The sequence below is a fragment of the Sphingobacterium sp. UBA3549 genome (assembly GCF_002376635.1).
In the GTDB taxonomy this organism is placed as follows: Bacteria; Bacteroidota; Bacteroidia; order Sphingobacteriales; family Sphingobacteriaceae; genus Sphingobacterium.
In genome coordinates this window covers 1-17588 of the sequence record NZ_DFOE01000010.1, presented here as the reverse complement: position 1 = coordinate 17588, position 17588 = coordinate 1, and the positions used below count along the sequence as shown (strand labels likewise).

At 37.4% G+C, this 17588-nt stretch carries 17 protein-coding genes; 12 read left to right on the top strand and 5 right to left on the bottom strand.

The features are described 5' to 3' along the window. The first annotated feature begins 49 nt into the window (after positions 1 to 49). Together B2W36_RS06230 and B2W36_RS06225 are read left to right on the top strand one after the other, a co-directional pair. Entirely contained in the window at positions 50 to 931 is an 882-nt protein-coding gene (locus B2W36_RS06230; RefSeq protein ID WP_293886894.1) for a LysR family transcriptional regulator, read from the top strand. A gap of 184 nt (positions 932 to 1115) precedes the next feature. Next, positions 1116 to 2258 carry a serine hydrolase domain-containing protein gene (locus B2W36_RS06225; protein ID WP_293885653.1) on the top strand — a complete coding sequence of 381 codons (1143 nt, stop codon included), beginning with the start codon at positions 1116 to 1118 and terminating at the stop codon, positions 2256 to 2258. A 62-nt stretch (positions 2259 to 2320) separates the two neighbouring features. On the opposite strand, the gene B2W36_RS06220 is transcribed toward B2W36_RS06225, so the two are convergent. Both B2W36_RS06220 and B2W36_RS06215 read right to left on the bottom strand, forming a co-directional pair. After that, positions 2321 to 2839 carry a glutathione peroxidase gene (locus tag B2W36_RS06220; RefSeq protein ID WP_209578813.1) on the bottom strand — a complete coding sequence of 173 codons (519 nt, stop codon included), beginning with the start codon at positions 2837 to 2839 and terminating at the stop codon, positions 2321 to 2323. An 11-nt stretch (positions 2840 to 2850) separates the two neighbouring features. Then, positions 2851 to 3717 carry an N-acetylglucosamine kinase gene (locus B2W36_RS06215; RefSeq protein ID WP_209578814.1) on the bottom strand — a complete coding sequence of 289 codons (867 nt, stop codon included), beginning with the start codon at positions 3715 to 3717 and terminating at the stop codon, positions 2851 to 2853. A 311-nt stretch (positions 3718 to 4028) separates the two neighbouring features. Here B2W36_RS06215 and B2W36_RS06210 point away from each other — a divergent pair, with 311 nt between their 5' ends. Continuing rightward, the gene (locus tag B2W36_RS06210; RefSeq protein WP_293885650.1) at positions 4029 to 5774 is read left to right on the top strand and encodes a M61 family metallopeptidase; all 1746 of its coding nucleotides are present in this window, start codon (positions 4029 to 4031) and stop codon (positions 5772 to 5774) included. A 56-nt stretch (positions 5775 to 5830) separates the two neighbouring features. On the opposite strand, the gene B2W36_RS06205 is transcribed toward B2W36_RS06210, so the two are convergent. Beyond that, positions 5831 to 6331 carry a hypothetical protein gene (locus B2W36_RS06205; RefSeq protein WP_293885648.1) on the bottom strand — a complete coding sequence of 167 codons (501 nt, stop codon included), beginning with the start codon at positions 6329 to 6331 and terminating at the stop codon, positions 5831 to 5833. A gap of 268 nt (positions 6332 to 6599) precedes the next feature. On the opposite strand from B2W36_RS06205, the gene B2W36_RS06200 reads away from it, so the two are divergent. Both B2W36_RS06200 and B2W36_RS06195 read left to right on the top strand, forming a co-directional pair. Further along, complete coding sequence (locus B2W36_RS06200; RefSeq protein WP_293885646.1) at positions 6600 to 8366, top strand: AMP-dependent synthetase/ligase; 1767 nt, start codon at positions 6600 to 6602, stop codon at positions 8364 to 8366. A gap of 35 nt (positions 8367 to 8401) precedes the next feature. Then, positions 8402 to 9406, top strand: coding sequence for a YihY/virulence factor BrkB family protein (locus tag B2W36_RS06195; protein ID WP_293885644.1), 1005 nt, complete (start codon positions 8402 to 8404; stop codon positions 9404 to 9406). Position 9407: 1 nt separating this feature from the next. On the opposite strand, the gene B2W36_RS06190 is transcribed toward B2W36_RS06195, so the two are convergent. Together B2W36_RS06190 and B2W36_RS06185 are read right to left on the bottom strand one after the other, a co-directional pair. Next, positions 9408 to 10094 carry an outer membrane beta-barrel protein gene (locus tag B2W36_RS06190; protein ID WP_293886892.1) on the bottom strand — a complete coding sequence of 229 codons (687 nt, stop codon included), beginning with the start codon at positions 10092 to 10094 and terminating at the stop codon, positions 9408 to 9410. 64 nt (positions 10095 to 10158) lie between these two features. Further along, positions 10159 to 10770, bottom strand: a complete 612-nt coding sequence (locus B2W36_RS06185; RefSeq protein ID WP_293885640.1) for a WbqC family protein — start codon at positions 10768 to 10770, stop codon at positions 10159 to 10161. 88 nt (positions 10771 to 10858) lie between these two features. Here B2W36_RS06185 and B2W36_RS06180 point away from each other — a divergent pair, with 88 nt between their 5' ends. The 7 genes from B2W36_RS06180 to rplI all read left to right on the top strand — a co-directional run bounded on the left by B2W36_RS06180 (position 10859) and on the right by rplI (position 17047). Then, complete coding sequence (locus B2W36_RS06180; RefSeq protein WP_209578821.1) at positions 10859 to 11725, top strand: lysophospholipid acyltransferase family protein; 867 nt, start codon at positions 10859 to 10861, stop codon at positions 11723 to 11725. After that, positions 11722 to 12753, top strand: a complete 1032-nt coding sequence (locus tag B2W36_RS06175; RefSeq protein ID WP_293885638.1) for a glycosyltransferase family 2 protein — start codon at positions 11722 to 11724, stop codon at positions 12751 to 12753. The genes B2W36_RS06180 and B2W36_RS06175 overlap by 4 nt, the downstream gene beginning before the upstream one ends. Before the next feature lie 119 nt (positions 12754 to 12872). Beyond that, the gene (gene ligA, locus B2W36_RS06170) at positions 12873 to 14897 is read left to right on the top strand and encodes an NAD-dependent DNA ligase LigA (RefSeq protein WP_293885636.1); all 2025 of its coding nucleotides are present in this window, start codon (positions 12873 to 12875) and stop codon (positions 14895 to 14897) included. Between the two features lie 36 nt (positions 14898 to 14933). Beyond that, positions 14934 to 15812 (top strand): 4-hydroxy-tetrahydrodipicolinate synthase, encoded by an 879-nt coding sequence (gene dapA, locus B2W36_RS06165; RefSeq protein ID WP_293885634.1) that lies wholly within the window; start codon positions 14934 to 14936, stop codon positions 15810 to 15812. A gap of 144 nt (positions 15813 to 15956) precedes the next feature. Continuing rightward, on the top strand, positions 15957 to 16325 hold the full coding sequence (gene rpsF / locus B2W36_RS06160; protein WP_046671750.1) for a 30S ribosomal protein S6: 369 nt from the start codon (positions 15957 to 15959) through the stop codon (positions 16323 to 16325). Then, positions 16325 to 16588 carry a 30S ribosomal protein S18 gene (gene rpsR, locus B2W36_RS06155; RefSeq protein WP_028071347.1) on the top strand — a complete coding sequence of 88 codons (264 nt, stop codon included), beginning with the start codon at positions 16325 to 16327 and terminating at the stop codon, positions 16586 to 16588. Before rpsF ends, rpsR begins: the two co-directional genes overlap by 1 nt. Before the next feature lie 15 nt (positions 16589 to 16603). Beyond that, positions 16604 to 17047, top strand: a complete 444-nt coding sequence (gene rplI / locus B2W36_RS06150; protein WP_209578825.1) for a 50S ribosomal protein L9 — start codon at positions 16604 to 16606, stop codon at positions 17045 to 17047. The last annotated feature ends 541 nt before the right edge of the window (positions 17048 to 17588 follow it).

Below are 17588 nucleotides of genomic sequence, written 5' to 3'. Positions count from 1 at the left end.
TTCATTAAAAATATTTATTTTGTCAAGAATTCATACCAAAAAAGTATCGATGGAAATACGACATCTTATTTATTTTAAAACAGTAGCCGAGGAGCTTCATTTTGGCCGAGCAGCAGAACGTCTATTTATGTCCCAGCCGCCGTTAAGTCGGCAGATTAAAGACCTTGAAGACGAGTTGGGTGTCATCCTTTTTTTCAGAACCAACAAACGCGTCGAACTAACAGAAGCGGGTAAATACTTTTTGGAGGAGGTTGTGGAAATCCTTCAGAATTTAGAACACAGCAAAACAATCACGAAGCAGATCCACAACAATATTTCTGGAGAATTCAAATTGGGTTACGTTAGTTCAACGCCGAAGAAAATGCTCGCCACAGTATTGAAACACATTCAACAGAAATTTCCATACTTAAGAGTGAGTCTTTTTGAAACGTCAACACACAAACAAAAATTGGCACTAGAAAACGGTAAACTGGATCTAGGTATAATGCGTTCTCCAATTTATTCGAGCGAATTATTGACCACTCCTCTTTTCGAAGACCCCATGGTCATTGTAGGCCCGACACATATAGCGTTTAGTGATATTAATTTCTTTAATGAAAGTTTTATTTCTTTTAATCAAAAATATGCGTCCGAATACCATCGCCATGTTATTAACACGTGTAATCGCATGGGGTTCGAACCTAAGATTGTACATCAGAGCAACTCGATGTCTTCTATTCTCGAATTGGTTTCACAAGGGCTGGGATTAGCAATAGTCCCCGCTTCCACTATCAAACAGTATCCACATTTAAAACTAAAAACCATGGAAATTGAAGACATAGATAGCAAAACAGAAATTATACTTGTCTCCAATAAAAAAAGTAAAAACAGCGCTTTAGGCGAATTTATGGATTGTATCCAAAAAGAATACCGCAAATTCAACGCCTCCTAAAGAATTGTTGGACTGATTATTTACATCAGTATCTCTGCTGAATAATCAGTTGCATCAATCGCCATGTTGTTTATCCGCTACCTATGGATAAGGTTTTCACAGCATTGAATCAATGATTATTGCAGTTAATTAGATAGGATTTCCTTACATTTATACGATTACTAAAATCTCAACAAATCAATTCATGAGAAAGCATCTTCTCTTACTCCTTTTCTTGATTACTCAATTGCTTCCAACATTTTTATCTGCACAGTCCGCATCGGTGGATCTGGATCTTACAGAAGTGATGCGTCGGTATAAAGCGATTGGCCTCAGCGTCGTCGTTGTCAAAAACAATCAGATTGAGTACCACAAAAATTATGGATACAAAAATTTGGAAACAGAAACTCCACTCTTAGAAAATGACATCTTTAGAATCGCTTCTATTTCAAAGTCTTTCACCGCAACATCCTTTATGCAATTATTGGCAGATGGTCGTTGTAGGCTAGACGACGACATTGGTGATCTCATAGGTTTCCCTGTCAGAAATCCAAACTATCCAGACAGAGCAATCACACTCCGGATGATTCTTTCCCATACCTCCAGTATCAACGATAAGAACGGTTATTTTAATCTCGATGTTATTAACCCTGTCAAGAACCCAAATTGGCAAAAATCATATAATCTGTATGCCCCTGGTTCACAGTACCAGTATTGTAATCTCAATTTTAATATGGCCGGGGCCGTTCTTGAGAAACTGACCAATAATCGTTTCGACAACTATGTTGTTCGTCATATCCTTAGACCGCTCAACCTCTATGGTGGATACTGTGTCGACTCTTTGGATAAAACAAGATTTGTCCCGTTGTATTCATATGATCAGACAGGAAAACCACATGAGGAGCTTAGCGCCTATCACCCTCGCCACGAAGAACTTATCCAGTATAAGATGGGATATAGTACGCCCATACTCTCCCCAACAGGTGGAATGAAAATATCAGCATTAGATTTAGCAAATTATATGATGATGCATATGAACTATGGGCGTAGCCAGGGAAAAACCATCATCAGAAAAAAGTATGCAAGGATTATGCAGACACCTGTAAATAAAGAATCCGGCTATGGATTGGCTATTATGAATGACACCAAAATTGTACCGGGAGTTACTTTAACCGGACATACTGGGTCGGCTTACGGGCTCTATAGTGCCATGTTCTTTCACCCAAAGCAGAAATATGGTTTTATAGTCATCACAAATGGCTGCAATATTCCCGATAGTGAAGAATTCAATCCCTTACTGAAAGATTGTATAAATGTGCTTTACAACGTCTATATAAAGGCAAAATAAACATATCAATTACAATGAGCTAATAAAAAAAGNNCTTTTTTTATTAGCTCATTGTATTACTTTTAGTTTTTAACCCAGTTTACAATTGCTGGATCGAGTGGATTGGTCGCTGAACGGAAACGGTGTACAAGCTTACCATGCTCATCGATTAGGAATTTTTCAAAATTCCACTTAATCTCTCCTTTAAAATCGGGATTTTCCTGTGCGGTTAGATACTTAAATAATGGATCAATTTGATCACCCTTCACATCTACTTTCTCTGCCATTAGAAAATCAACACCATAATTTTGTTCACAAAACTCTTGAATTTGCGCATTTGAACCTGGCTCTTGTTGTCCGAAATTATTTGCCGGAAATCCTATAATGACCAGCTTATCACCAAAAGTTTTGTGCAATTCTTGGAGGTCTTTATATTGTTTTGTAAAACCACACTTAGATGCAGTATTAACAATCAATACTTTTTTACCTTTGAAATCAGACATTTTGACTTCCTTACCGTCAAGCGATGTAAACTTAAAATCATAAAAATTGGGATTGCCAAATAACATTGACATATACACCATAATAGTAGCGATAATCATATTTAATTAGTTTAAAGACTTAGTAATGAATTACTCTCTCTTTCCAATACTGCGTCGAACAGCTCGTTAATAGGAGATTTTAAAATGGTGCCTACCTTGATCTGATGTGTATCACAGACTTCCCGTAAAATTAGATCAAAACTATATGCAATAGACCCCACAAAGTGACATTCATATTTATTATAATCCGGATAGGTCAAAATTGATGCCTGAACAAATTCCTCAAATCCGCTCTTTACCAGATCAATGATAAATGGATGGGTAATATTATCTGACATGAAGGGTGCAAAAGATGCTAGGAATGCATTTGGGCGCTCCTTTTGATACACATTTTTGATAACAATCTCTTTATTGATTCTATACTTATTCGCAAATTTTTCATTCAGATCCTTGGGCATACGTCCATACAGAAAAAGTCTGACTAAATTTTTCCCGAAGTAAGCTCCCGAACCTTCATCACCCAATACATAGCCATTTCCATTGTGTGAAGGCATCAACTCCTCTCCATCAAAGAAACTGAGATCCGACCCAGTTCCTAAGGTTGCTACATAACCTTTTTTATTACCGCATGTCGCTAACGCACTTCCAAAAAGATCATTTTCAACCGAAATATAGGCATTTTCAAATAAGGGGGTCAATGCATTCGATACCATTTCCCTACGATCAGGGGTGATACACCCCGCACCAAAGAAATACAATTCTGTAACCTCATCAGCGTATGGAATAATTTCGGGTATTTCCTTAATAACACGTGTAATTTCCTTTTCATTGACAAAAAAAGGATTAAGTCCATTTGTACTGAATGAGATAGGCGCACTATCTGGCAATTCCAACTTCCAATCCGACTTTGAAGAGCCGCTATCAACAACTAAGATCATACAAATTCTTGATTATTTTCCCCAATAAACTATTGTATCAAACTTAGCAAAAATTCTGATAAAAAAACAGATTTTTTATGTCTTTCAACAAACCTCATAAATAGGGTTTCAGTCGAAAGCAACAATAATAATTGTTCAATTTATATTATATTTCTTACTGAAAAATAGTATATTGGAGAGAACTTAAATATCTCCCTATAGCGCACTATTTTATACATATTACAGTTATTAAAGAACCAATAATATATTTTTTGTTTGATTAATCATACGATACTTTCTAGCTTTGTGAGCTCATACTAAATTTATTTTTCATGGATAGTGACCATTTAAACATACCCAAAATACATTTTGAAGTATCATTTCCCGAAGTGCAAGCTCATTACATTGAGGTGAAAATGAGCGTAACAAATCTCAACCAGCCTTATGTCGACCTAAAAATGCCGGTATGGTCTCCTGGATCCTATTTGATTCGCGAATACGCTAAAAATGTAGAACGATTCCGATCACTTGATAAAACGGGAAATACAATCACCTATCAAAAAATTTCTAAAAACACCTGGCGAATACCTACAGAATCGTTGGATCAAATTGAAGTAGTTTATGCCGTCTATGGGTTTGAAACTTCAGTACGCACTAATTTTTTTGATAGCGACCATGCTTTTATTGTACCCACAGCGACGTTCTTCTATATTGATAACCAGATCGACCATCCGACTACAGTCAGCATAGATTTAAAAGATACTTGGACGAGCATATCAACCGGGCTTGAGCAAATTGAGGAGCATAAATTTTATGCGCCAAATTTTGATATCTTGTACGATAGTCCCATCGAAGCCGGTAATCAGGATATCTGGAAATTCCAGGCTGCAGGTGTAGAACATGAGTGTGCCATGGTCGGAGGGGGAAGTTATGATAAAGCACGATTGACAAAAGATATCACCCGTATTGTTGAAGAAGAAACCCGTATTTGGGGTTCTAACCCAAATAAGCGTTATGTTATTATTACACATAATTATCAGTCTGGAGGTGGTGGGTTAGAACATCTCAATTCCACAGTTTTGGGGGCGTCAAGAAATGCCTATCTTAACGAGACCAGTTACAAAAATTACCTGAGCCTTGTGGCGCATGAGTATTTTCATCTTTGGAATGTGAAACGCTTACGTCCAAAAGCTTTAGGACCGTTTAATTACGATGCCGAAAACTATACCACGGGACTATGGATTATGGAAGGATTCACTTCGTATTATGATAACCTCATTATTAAACGATGTGGATTCTATAGCGAAAAAGAATACCTCTCTTTGTTAGCTAACGATTTTAATATTGTATTGAATCGTCCCGGGCATGCGATACAGTCTGCAGCTGCCTCAAGTTTCGATACCTGGATTAAATATTATAGACCGGATGAAAATTCAATAAATTCAGGTATATCTTACTATAATAAAGGTGCGATGCTGACGGCATTGCTGGATATTAAAATTATCGCAGCTACAGAAGGTAAACTAAAACTGGATGATGTTATTCGGGAGGCTTATGAAGAGTTTTTCCTAAAACTCGATCGCGGATTTGAAGAAAATGAATTTAAAAGTCTCGCCGAACGCATCGCTGGCACTTCGTTGGATGATATTTTCGACGCGGCGCATCAGGATGGCGAACTGGACTATAACGATTATTTCAATCTAGTTGGTTATGAAATTATTGACACAAATGTTAATAACAGCACCTTAACATTAGGGATTACCACAAATAAAGTAGACGGGTTAATTTCAGTAGCGACCGTGGAAAAAGATTCTGGTGCATACGAGGCCGGATTGAATGTCAGAGATGAACTCATTGCAATTAACAACAACAGACTCGATGTTAAAGATAAAGAAATTGATTTCATTGTTCAGCATGCCAAAGAGGGAGAACTATTAAACTTTTTGGTGGCCCGGGATGGTTTGGTGCGCGAGATACCGGTTCAAATCAGAAAAAATACTAAAAAGATTTATGAGATCCGTCCGCTCAAAGATCAAACCTTTCTACAGGAATTATTGGGTAAAATCTGGATGGCTTAAAACTGAAATATTGCTGTAAAAAAATAATAGCGGAGTTTTCCGCTATTATTTTTTTATTAAAATTTATACCTTACTGAAAAACCGACCGGGTCAAATAATTTGATACTCGATTCATTTAGAAAATCAAAGTAAGGTTTTACATCCAATGAGATCTGAAATGGTGATTGTGGAACGTTAAATTCAATTCCAACAATACCATCAATACTCAGGTTGAGCTGTGAATCAAATGACTGACGTTTACCATCGAAAATTTTATCTTTCTCTTTAAAAGAACCGACGCTACCGCCAAAACCATAATACCAATTGAATCCGGCAGCCAGCGGTTTATATATTTCATATAAGCCTACGACACGGAAACGGCGGAAGTCAGAATTGCTCTGAATACTCATGATACCTTCCAATGCATGATCCGAATTAAGCGTATGACGATAAGTAATTCCCTGAGCGGACCCAAATCGTCCACCAATAGCGCCTCTATTGTCCAATTGAGCTAACGCTCTATTGGATAATGCACCAAACATCAGCATTCCACTAACGGCTAAAAATATTTTCTTCATAAAAATCGTACGCTTTTTTGCTTTACCTTTTTTCCAAACATAGATAAAATGCTTTTTATATGCAATACAATTGCATATCCTGAAGACTATTTATCAAACCTTCTATTAGAAAGACATTTTAAGTAAAATAAATATTACATCACAGCTATAACGACATAATGTTTGAATTGTTATGACATTAATCCCAAATTCTCCAACTTTATTTCTGATATTTTTTTTATATTTAAGACAATACAGCATGTAGTAATAACCAATAAACTCAAGTGATATGGGCAGAATTTTTGACTTTATAACCTTATATAAAGAAAATTACGCAAAGGACATTATGGTAGCGGGTCGCGATGGAAATGGCCAATGGAAAACGTATTCTACCAAAGAATACACAGATGCTATTGACTCCTTAAGCAGGGCGCTACTGAAGCTCGGGCTCAAGAAAGGTGACCGGGTAGGAATTATGTCCGGCAACAGACCTGAATGGAATTTAGTTGATTTTGCCTGCAACCAAATAGGCCTTGCAACCGTGCCCCTGTATCCTACCCTATCTGCGCAGGACCTTTCATTCATTGTAAATGATTCAGATGTAAACATCCTATTTGTTAGCAACAGGGAGTTAACAGACCGTATTGAACAAGCGATCAACGAGCATGGAATTCGCCCACAATTGTATACATTTGATGCTATCGAAAATTATACGCACCTAAGAGCATTCATCGAAACTACCAAAGATGACATCACCGATTTAACTCCATTTCGCGATGCTGTAACGGAAGATGATCTGTTAACTTTGATCTATACTTCAGGAACCACTGGGCGTCCCAAGGGAGTCTATCTCTCACACAAAAATGTGTACAGTAATGTCTTGGCTTGCAACCACCTGATCCGGGCCGACTTCAAAACGGCATTAAGCTTCCTGCCTTTATGCCATATTTTTGAACGGATGGTAGTCTACATGTACTATTCCAAAGGGATTCAGATTTATTTTTCGGAAAACCTAGACAATGTTGTTGCGGACATCAACGATGTTAAACCAGATTTATTCACCACCGTACCTCGAGTACTGGAAAAAGTATATGACAAGATCATCGAAAAGGGGAAAGCGCTAACAGGTGTAAAAAAGAAAATCTTCTTCTGGGCTGTTAATTTAGGTTTGAAATTCCAAGAACCTGAACATAATGGAGTGCTTTATAATCTTAAACTTGCGATTGCAAGAAAATTGATATTCTCAAAATGGCAAGAAGCGCTTGGAGGAAATATTAAAATTATCGTGTCCGGCGGCGCTGCCCTTCAAGAACGGTTAGCGCGTGTATTTTGGGCGGCTGGACTTAAAGTACTTGAAGGATATGGGCTGACTGAAACATCTCCCGTAATCGCTGTCAATTCTTACTTACCAAATGGATTAAAATTTGGAACTGTAGGTAAACCTCTTAAAAATTTAGAGGTAAAGATCGCTGAAGACGGAGAAATTCTAGTGAAAGGCCCGAGTATTACCATAGGCTATTACAAAAATGAAGATGCTACCAAAGAAACTTTTGACGATCAAGGATTTTTCAAAACAGGTGATATTGGAGAAATCACAGCAGATGGTTTTCTTAAAATCACCGATCGCAAGAAGGAAATGTTCAAAACTGCCGGCGGCAAATATATCGCTCCACAATCCATTGAAAATAAGCTCATGGAATCCACTTTAATAGGACAAGTGATGGTTTTTGGCGAAAACAGAAAATTTCCCGGAGCTTTAATCGTTCCGGCATTTGATGTGCTGTCCAAATGGGCAAGCCAAAAAGGGATTAACCTATCATCAAATGAAGAACTCATTAAAAACTCAGAAGTAATCCAAAAATATCAGGATGAAATTAACCGGCTATCCACTAATTTTGGACATTGGGAAATTGTTAAGAAATTCATTATACTTCCAAAGGAATGGACAATTAATGACGGTCAATTAACCCCAAAATTGAGTTTAAAACGAAAGATTATTTTAAAAGAGAACGAAACTGCAATCGACAAATTGTATCAGGAACAGAACCAAGAATAACAATTTGCACGATTATTGGGATTGATCATCGTATTATGAAGCACGTTACACTGAGAGATTTATTTACACTCGTTTATTGGAAAGACATTTGGCATGTTTTAGTGGATGCATTTAATGGATTTAATGATGACAAATGCATGAAAAAGAGTGCTTCACTTGCTTATTATACGGTTTTCTCCATTGGACCACTTCTTATGATCGTGATCTGGTGTATAGGGTTCTTTTACGGTGAACATCTTCAAAGCGGATCTTCGGCTCAAGATCAGGTGTTGGAAGAGGTCATGGTACTTTTTGGCCAGGATGTTACCAGCCAGATCCAGTCTTATCTCCAGAAGATCACATTCGAAAATAAATCCAATATGGGAATCACGATAGGTATAGTTACATTGATCCTATCTTCCACGACCTTATTCGTTGATATACAGGATTCGATCAATAATATCTGGAAAGTAAAACCCAAGCCGAAAAAGGGATGGCTGAAACTGATCATCAACAGATTGATATCTTTTTCTATTGTTATTGCCTTGGGATTTTTACTCATTGCCTCACTGATGATCAATGGGCTTATTGTCGCAGTGACCAATTTAGTGATGACGTATTTCCCCTTCATTCCAATTTCCCTTATTTCTTGGGTAAATACAGGCATCACCTTTTCAGTCATTGTCATCTTATTTGGATATATCTTTTCCTTCCTTCCCGATGCTAAAGTAAAATTCAGAGATATGCTCGGCGGCGCCATCTTTACAGGATTACTTTTTATGTTGGGTAGATATGGTATTTCAATCTATCTCAACGTTTCATCCACGGCTAGTTTTTATGGAGCTGCAGGATCCATTATAGTCATGCTATTATGGATCTACTATTCCGCTGCTATATTGTACTTTGGCGCAGAATTCACTAAATTTTATGCCATTAAATTTGGCTCAGGAATTGTACCTTCCGCATTTGCAGTAGCGGTCGAACAAACAGAAAAAGTTAAAAAAATAGGAAGCGATGCTGAAGCACACGTCGGAGATACCATTCAGATCTTAAAACAATAATTTACTTTTTGTCTTTTTTTCCGCTGATGGAACCATCTATACCGATGACATCAATGACTTTGTCTCCAATCTGTGTAATATCGGATTTTAATCCTACCATGACGGTGAAGATATTGACAGGTATATTCTGTATTTTTCTAAAATTATGAAGATAGCCGAGCTCCAAACCTAAAAAGAATCCATTAAACTTGTAGTCTGCGCCAGCGCCTATTTTACTGGAGAAATTCAGGTGATTTTTACTCTCCATCTTAACAAGCTTCTGATCCGCAAGCACACGTGCTCTCGGCTCACTTGTCAGACCAATACCAGGCCCAGCAAAACCATACATGTTTAGTCGGCGCATCTGTTTCCTAATACCTCCAGAAAATGATAAAGTATAGAAATTAGTATTGGCATCTTCTATGCGATATTCGAAATCGGGATCAATCAAGGGTTGTTTGTACTTAAATGAAAGGGTATAAAGTGTGGGAGACACAAAAAACTTTGGATCTTTCAGGGAAATATCCAAGCCAATACTTCCAGAAAATTTTGGCGAAAGTATCTCTTTGGTTTTTCCGATCGGAAACCCCATGCCAGTCGTTCCCCAATAGTATACTTTTCTATAATGTATCGTGTCAACGCCCCCTTGAGCGAAAACACTGGCACAAATAGCACTTAGCAAAATAAAACTTAATAGGATTCGTTTCATTCAAATACGTTTTATACTGAATAACAACAATATAAAACGTATTTTGTTCAAAAAATATGGCTGATTATAGATAACTTTTTGATTGCGGCCCTTGATTGAAGAGCAAATCGATTATACTCAAATCCGGGTAAAATCCATTCTTATCTGAAAAAACTTGATAATACTCTTTTGGATTAGCCAATATACTTTCCTTTTTGGGATGTATAGCATTACGATAATCGATCGTATCCGCTGGAGCTGCCACGTACTCTTGGGTAAAATTCACAGCGTGCTTAAGCTTGATAGATTTAAGAAGAAGTTCCAACTGCGCCACATTAAAATCCACGAGGTAGTCGAATTTTGCTTCGTAAAACTGTATAAAATCATCTTCATAGTACTCAAAATAAGCAGAACTACGATAAGCAGTCTGAATACTTAGCCAATGTAGACGCTGCCAGTCAAACTCATAACTTATACGAATATCTTTCATCGGAACACGATCTTTATTGCCATGTTGAATCGGTACAATCAAATCCTGCACACCATTCGCAGAAGCAATACGTGCCCTTGTACGATAACTTTGCTTTTGAAAATGCTCATATTTCTCGATGATTAAAGGAAGATTATGCTCTTGTATCGTATGAAAGTAAGATATCGGTGGAAGATAACATGCCGGAAGTAATAACTGCGATTCCATAAAAACTGATGATTTTTGTTATAAGTGACGCAAAAATAACTTAAATTAAGGATATTTGTAAAGAACAACTGGGAATTTTAGCTATAGCATGAAACAAAGAGCGTTAAACGCATTAATCTATATTATATCTCTTCTCCCCTATTGGTTTCTATATTTGATCTCCGATGGGCTTTATTACATACTTTATTATATCATAGAATATAGAAAGAATATTGTATTTCAGAATTTAAAAAATGCTTTTCCTGAAAAAACGGATAAAGAGCGACTTGTTATTGCTAAAAAGTTTTACCGTTTTTTTCCGGACCTCATTGTCGAGTCGATCAAATTGAAAACAATTACCGCTGAGGAAGTGAAGAAAAGAATGATGTTGGAAAATGAGGAGGAATTGACAAGACACCTTGAGGCCGGCAAGAATGTCATAGGGGTAACATCGCATTATGCCAACTGGGAGCTCGGTATACATCGTTTGAGTTTAATCACAAACTTTCCAACGTTGATTGTATACAAACCACTCAATAACAAAGATATTGACACGGTTTACAATGGCATGCGGGGCCGGTTTGGTGCCGAAATGGTACCTATGAAACAGATACTCCGTCATATCGTAAAATTAAAGGGCCAACCCAATGTTAGCATACTGGTCGCCGATCAAACCCCTTTATATTCGGATTCCGATTACTTTATTAATTGGCTAAATCAAGAGACATTGGTCTATACCGGAGCCGAAAGGCTTTCTCGAATTAGTAAAGCGCCGGTCGTTTATTGTTCAATCAACAGAAAACCTAAAAGAGGTCATTATTCCTGTAAATTTTTCACTTTACTCGAAGAGCCAAGCGGCTTTGGAGAACATGAGATAACCAATTTACATAATCAGCTCGCTGAGCAGCTTATCCGTGAAACCCCAGAATATTGGTTATGGTCACATAACCGCTGGAAAAGAAAACGTAGAAAATGAGTAAATTACCAAAAGTAGCTGTTGTTATCCTCAATTGGAATGGTCGATTTTTTTTAGAAAAATTTTTACCATCTGTTTATAATAGCTCATACCCAAATGTCGAATTTGTAATTGGTGACAATGCCTCCGATGATGATTCAATTTCATTTGTGAGACAGTATTATCCTACCATTACAATTCTCGAAAATGATCAAAACTATGGCTTTGCAGGCGGCTATAACAAGATATTGCAGCGTGTAAAAGCAGATTATTATGTGTTGCTCAATTCGGATGTTGAAGTGAGTCAAAATTGGATCGAACCTGTCATAGAATACTTGGAAAGGAACCCTTCTTTGGCAGCTGCACAGCCTAAAATACGTTCATTCCATGATAAGCAGAAGTTTGAACATGCTGGAGCAGCTGGGGGATATTTGGATTACTTTGGATTTCCTTTCTGCAGAGGAAGGATTCTACATGAAGTAGAAGACGACGAAGGACAGTACGAGGAGGAATCAGAGATCTTTTGGGCCTCTGGAGCTGCACTTTTTATCCGTTCGGAAGCCTGGAAGGAGGCGGAGGGTCTTGATGAAGATTTCTTTGCGCATATGGAAGAAATTGACTTGTGCTGGCGATTGAAAAAGATGGGCTATGGAATTGGCTATTGCCCCAAATCTATCGTTTACCACGTTGGAGGCGGAACGCTCAACGCTAGCAATCCCAAAAAAACCTATCTTAATTTTAGGAATAATATGGTTATGCTGCAAAAGAACCTGCCCATAGGCAAAGCGATATTTATTATTTTCATTCGACTATGGTTTGATTTTGCTGCGCTTGCCAAATTCCTTATCGATCGAAAACCCAAAGATGCCTGGGCAATCAGCCGTGCGCATCAGTATTTCTTCTTAAACATTTTTAAAAATGCTAAAAAACGTAAAAAATACAACCACAGGGGAAATACAAAAGGACAGTACAAGAAGTCAATCATTGTGGATTTCTACACGAATAGCAAACATAAATTTTCTCAGCTAAATCCAAGTGATTTCAAATAGCATCTTATTTTCCCAAAATACAAAATGCAGAAAAACGCATTTTAAAAATAAAGCAGTCATTACAACAAGATTCTTTATTTATTTTATTTAAACGTACTTTTTATTTGTAATTTTGCAAAATGTTGGCGATGGATATTGAAAAAAAGATAAAAGACTTAACCGCAGAACTTAATCAGTATAACTACCAATACTATGTATTGGCGAACAGTGTTATTTCTGACTACGACTTCGACCTTAAACTAAAGGAGCTCGAAGCCCTGGAAGCTCAATATCCAGCGTTTGCCGATCCCAATTCTCCTACACAGCGTGTTGGCGGGGATATAACTGCCCGATTTCAAACGGAACGACATCGCTGGCCCATGCTCTCTTTAGGTAATACATACAGTCAGGAGGAATTGCTTGATTTCGACCAGCGTATCCGCAAAATCATCGGCGATCAGTTTGAGTACGTCTGTGAATTAAAATTCGATGGTTTATCCATCAGCTTGACGTATGAAAATGGCAAGCTAAGTAAGGCTGTTACACGTGGCGATGGCACGCAGGGCGATGTGGTTACCAACAATGTTAAGACAATCCGATCAATTCCGATCAAACTCAAAGAAGGAGCTTATCCAGCGCAATTCGAAATACGCGGCGAAATATTTATGCATAAATCAGCTTTTCTGCGTTTGAACAAAGAGCGCGAAGATAATGCGGAGCCAACGTATGCCAATCCGAGAAATTTCGCTTCCGGAACGATTAAACTGCAAGACTCTGCTGAGGTTGCAAAGCGACCGTTAGACTGTTTCCTTTACTTTTTGTACTGCGACAACAGAACAAATCTTTTTCACGACCATTGGAATAGCTTGAACCATGTAAAAGAATGGGGATTCCATGTCAGCGAACATAGTAGAAAATGTAGCAATATAAGCGATGTATTTGCATTTATCTATTATTGGGAGGTCGAACGCCATAATCTTGGCTATGAAATCGATGGAATTGTTATTAAAGTAAATGATTATGCACAACAGGAAGAACTTGGCTTTACGGCCAAAAATCCAAGGTGGGCAATATCCTATAAATTCAAAGCTGAACGTGTAGAAACCGGATTGAACTCCATCAGTTATCAAGTTGGCCGTACAGGTGCTGTTACTCCAGTTGCCAATCTCCAACCTGTACTATTGGCAGGGACTACCGTCAAACGTGCATCCCTGCACAATGCAAATGAAATTGCTCGCCTGGATCTGCATGAACATGATACAGTATTCGTGGAAAAGGGGGGCGAAATCATACCCAAAGTTATTGGCGTTAATTACACCAAGAGATTGCCTGGATCAACAAGCTTTGTCTACCCAACATCATGTCCCGAATGTGGCTCCGAACTCATACGCCAAGCTGGCGAAGCGGTACACTACTGCCCTAATGAAACAGGGTGTCCCCCCCAAATTATTGGTAAAATGCAGCATTTTATCGGACGCAAAATGATGGACATCGAAGGTATGGGCGACGAAACGGTTGACAACTTCTTCAAAAAAGGTTTATTACATAATATCGTTGATATTTATGGACTAAAAGACCATCAGGAAGGCTTACAGCAGCTGGAACGTTTCGGTCAGAAATCCATAGAAAATATGCTGAAAGGCATTGAGAAGTCTAAAGAAAAACCGTTTGAAAAAGTACTATTCTCTTTGGGCATACGTCACGTTGGTGAAACGATCGCAAAGAAATTAGCGCTGCACTTTAAAAATATTGATGCCTTGGCACAAGCATCAGCAGAAGAAATCGAAAGCGTACAGGATATTGGACGTCGCATTGCCGAAAGCGTTAGAGAATACTTGGACAATCCGATTCATCAAGAACAGATTAAGGCTTTAAGAAATTACGGCTTAAATTTTGAAATTAAGGAAAAAGAAATCGTTTTGACCAGCAACTCACTGGAAGGGAAGACTTTTTTAATATCCGGTGTCTTCGTAAACCATTCGCGGGAAGAATTAGCGGCAATGATTGAGAGTCATGGCGGAAAGATGGTTTCAGCGATTTCTGCTAAATTAAGTTATCTCGTGGCAGGAGATAAAATGGGACCTTCTAAACTTGCGAAAGCAGAAAAATTAGGTATCCCGATGATTAATGACACAGAACTATTCCAACTCATTAATCCCAAATAAGTTTTTTAATTAAATTAATATAAACACAAAGACAAGATGAACGAGCTTCACGGCGCAGGAGTAGCATTAGTCACTCCTTTTAACTCAGATGAATCTGTTGATTTCGAAGCATTGGGTCAGCTTATTGACTTGCAGATCAACGAAGGTATGGACTATTTGGTTTCTTTAGGTACAACTGGAGAAGTTGCCACATTGACCAATGATGAACGAAAGCGCATCTGGGATTTTACTGTCAAGCGCGTGAACGGTAGATTACCTTTGGTTGCTGGTATCGGTGGAAACAATACTGCTGAGATTGTGGAGCAAATTAAAAATTTTGATTCAACTGGATTTTGTGCAATCCTATCCGTTTCTCCATATTACAACAAACCGACTCAAGAGGGAATTTATCAACATTATAAAGCTGTTGCAGCGGCATCTCCCCTGCCTATTATTTTATACAATGTACCTGGACGTACGGGGAGCAATATCTCTGCACAGACAACATTACGATTAGCGAATGATTTTTCAAATATCGTTGCTATCAAAGAAGCTTCGGGTAACTTTGCTCAGTTCAGTGAAATCTTACGGGATAAACCAAAAGATTTTCTACTGATTTCTGGTGATGATCCTGTTACGTTGCCGATGATGGCTCTTGGTGCTGCCGGCATCATTTCAGTAATCGGAAATGCTTTACCGAAAAAAGTAGCAACCTTAACAAAACTGTGTGCCGAGGGGAATTATATCGACGCTAGATCGATACATCAAGAACTATTGGAGATTACCGAACTATGTTTTATTGAAGGAAATCCCGCTGGCGTAAAATATATACTTCAGGAATTGGGTATTGGAAAAGATATATTACGGCTTCCCTTAGTGAGTATAAGCACAAATACACGGGCTGCGATAAAAGAAGAATTAAAAAAAATAAAGTAAATACCGTAGCATACACTTAAGAAAAGTTTAGATCCTCAAAAGATCTAAACTTTTTTGTTTTAATGCTTTGCAACATAACAATATAATACCTACATTTGCACTTCCACAAAAGTGGGTTTTTAAACAACAAAATTAATTAACACAATGCAACAGTACGAATCTGTAATCGTTCTTACCCCGTTGCTTTCTGATGATGCTGCGAAAGAAGTAATCGCAAAATTCAAAAACATCTTAACAGAAGGCGGAGCCGAGATTGTCGCTGAAGACAATTGGGGTTTGAAAAAATTAGCGTATCCAATCCAGAAAAAAACTACTGGATTTTATCACTTAACTGAATTCAAGGCTCCAGGTGAATTAATCAATAAATTAGAGGTTGAATACAAACGTGATGAGCGCATTATGCGTTTCTTGACTGTAAGTTTAGACAAACATGCTAAAGCTTACAACGAGAAAAAACGTAGCGGTGCATTCAACAAAAAAGCTGAAACTAAAACTGAGGAGGGCGCAAACTAATGGCTAACGAAAATATCCAATACGTAACTGCTCCTAAAGTAGAGGACAACCGTAAAAAATACTGTCGTTTCAAAAAGAATGGTATCAAATATATCGATTATAAAGATGCTAACTTCTTGATGAAATTTGTAAATGATCAAGGTAAAATCTTACCTCGTCGTTTAACTGGTACATCTTTGAAATTTCAACGTAAAGTAGCTCAAGCTGTTAAACGTGCTCGTCACATCGGCTTGTTACCTTACTTAGCTGATGCAATTAAATAAGGAGGACGATAGAAAATGGAAGTAATTTTAAAACAAGATATCAAAGGCTTAGGTGAGCAAAATGATATCGTTAACGTAAAACCAGGTTTCGGTCGTAACTACTTAATCCCTCAAGGATTTGCAATCCAAGCGACTGAATCTGCAAAAAAAGTTTTAGCTGAGAACATTAAACAAGCTCAGTTCAAACAAGACAAAATCAAAAAAGACGCAACTGAATTAGCTGGTAAATTAGAAGCTATCAAACTTTCAATTGGTGCGAAAGCAGGTGAATCTGGTAAAATCTTTGGTAAAGTAAATAGTATTCAGATTGCTGATGCATTGAAAGCAAAAGGTTTTGACGTTGATCGTCGTCGTATCACTTTCGAAGTAGAACCTAAAGAAGTAGGTGAATACATCGCTAACTTAAACTTACACAAGGAAGTAAAAGTTCAAGTTCCTTTCGAAGTTATTGCTGAGTAATCCTATTTATTTAGTAAACAATATAAAAACGGCTATCCCAGGGGATAGCCGTTTTTTTGTTTCTAACCTTATGCATACCTCAAAAAAAAAAAAAACTCGCGTTACGGAGAGCAACGCGAGGCATAATCTAGGGTATTTGAAAGGGAAAATCTTTATCTAATTCATTTTTATCTAAAAAACCACCCAAAAAGGAGTAAAAAATCTAAAAAAGAAAGTAATAACTAAAAAATCAATATTTACTCATTTTTCATATTCAAAGAAAGTGAAAAATATCCATTTTTACAAATAAAATTGATTTTTTTGATAAAAAAACAAAAAAAATCAAACAAAAAGATCAAAAACATAGCTATAATAACAAAAAATAGATATAAATCAACATAAAAAGAATGATTAAATCAATAAAACAAAAAAAAACATATAAAACTACTGCTTATCAAAAGCAAAAAGGATTAATTTAAAAAAAAATAATATAAAAAGCATACATTTTCACAAAAAGAACTAAAAAAAATACAAGACCCCCGGTAGTGTAAACTGAACTGTG

Coding starts and splice junctions, on each gene's coding strand:
- B2W36_RS06230 (WP_293886894.1), top strand. CDS start 50: ATGGAAATACGACATCTTATTTATTTTAAAACAGTAGCCGAGGAGCTT.
- B2W36_RS06225 (WP_293885653.1), top strand. CDS start 1,116: ATGAGAAAGCATCTTCTCTTACTCCTTTTCTTGATTACTCAATTGCTT.
- B2W36_RS06220 (WP_209578813.1), bottom strand. CDS start 2,839: ATGATTATCGCTACTATTATGGTGTATATGTCAATGTTATTTGGCAAT.
- B2W36_RS06215 (WP_209578814.1), bottom strand. CDS start 3,717: ATGATCTTAGTTGTTGATAGCGGCTCTTCAAAGTCGGATTGGAAGTTG.
- B2W36_RS06210 (WP_293885650.1), top strand. CDS start 4,029: ATGGATAGTGACCATTTAAACATACCCAAAATACATTTTGAAGTATCA.
- B2W36_RS06205 (WP_293885648.1), bottom strand. CDS start 6,331: ATGAAGAAAATATTTTTAGCCGTTAGTGGAATGCTGATGTTTGGTGCA.
- B2W36_RS06200 (WP_293885646.1), top strand. CDS start 6,600: ATGGGCAGAATTTTTGACTTTATAACCTTATATAAAGAAAATTACGCA.
- B2W36_RS06195 (WP_293885644.1), top strand. CDS start 8,402: ATGAAGCACGTTACACTGAGAGATTTATTTACACTCGTTTATTGGAAA.
- B2W36_RS06190 (WP_293886892.1), bottom strand. CDS start 10,094: ATGAAACGAATCCTATTAAGTTTTATTTTGCTAAGTGCTATTTGTGCC.
- B2W36_RS06185 (WP_293885640.1), bottom strand. CDS start 10,770: ATGGAATCGCAGTTATTACTTCCGGCATGTTATCTTCCACCGATATCT.
- B2W36_RS06180 (WP_209578821.1), top strand. CDS start 10,859: ATGAAACAAAGAGCGTTAAACGCATTAATCTATATTATATCTCTTCTC.
- B2W36_RS06175 (WP_293885638.1), top strand. CDS start 11,722: ATGAGTAAATTACCAAAAGTAGCTGTTGTTATCCTCAATTGGAATGGT.
- ligA (WP_293885636.1), top strand. CDS start 12,873: ATGTTGGCGATGGATATTGAAAAAAAGATAAAAGACTTAACCGCAGAA.
- dapA (WP_293885634.1), top strand. CDS start 14,934: ATGAACGAGCTTCACGGCGCAGGAGTAGCATTAGTCACTCCTTTTAAC.
- rpsF (WP_046671750.1), top strand. CDS start 15,957: ATGCAACAGTACGAATCTGTAATCGTTCTTACCCCGTTGCTTTCTGAT.
- rpsR (WP_028071347.1), top strand. CDS start 16,325: ATGGCTAACGAAAATATCCAATACGTAACTGCTCCTAAAGTAGAGGAC.
- rplI (WP_209578825.1), top strand. CDS start 16,604: ATGGAAGTAATTTTAAAACAAGATATCAAAGGCTTAGGTGAGCAAAAT.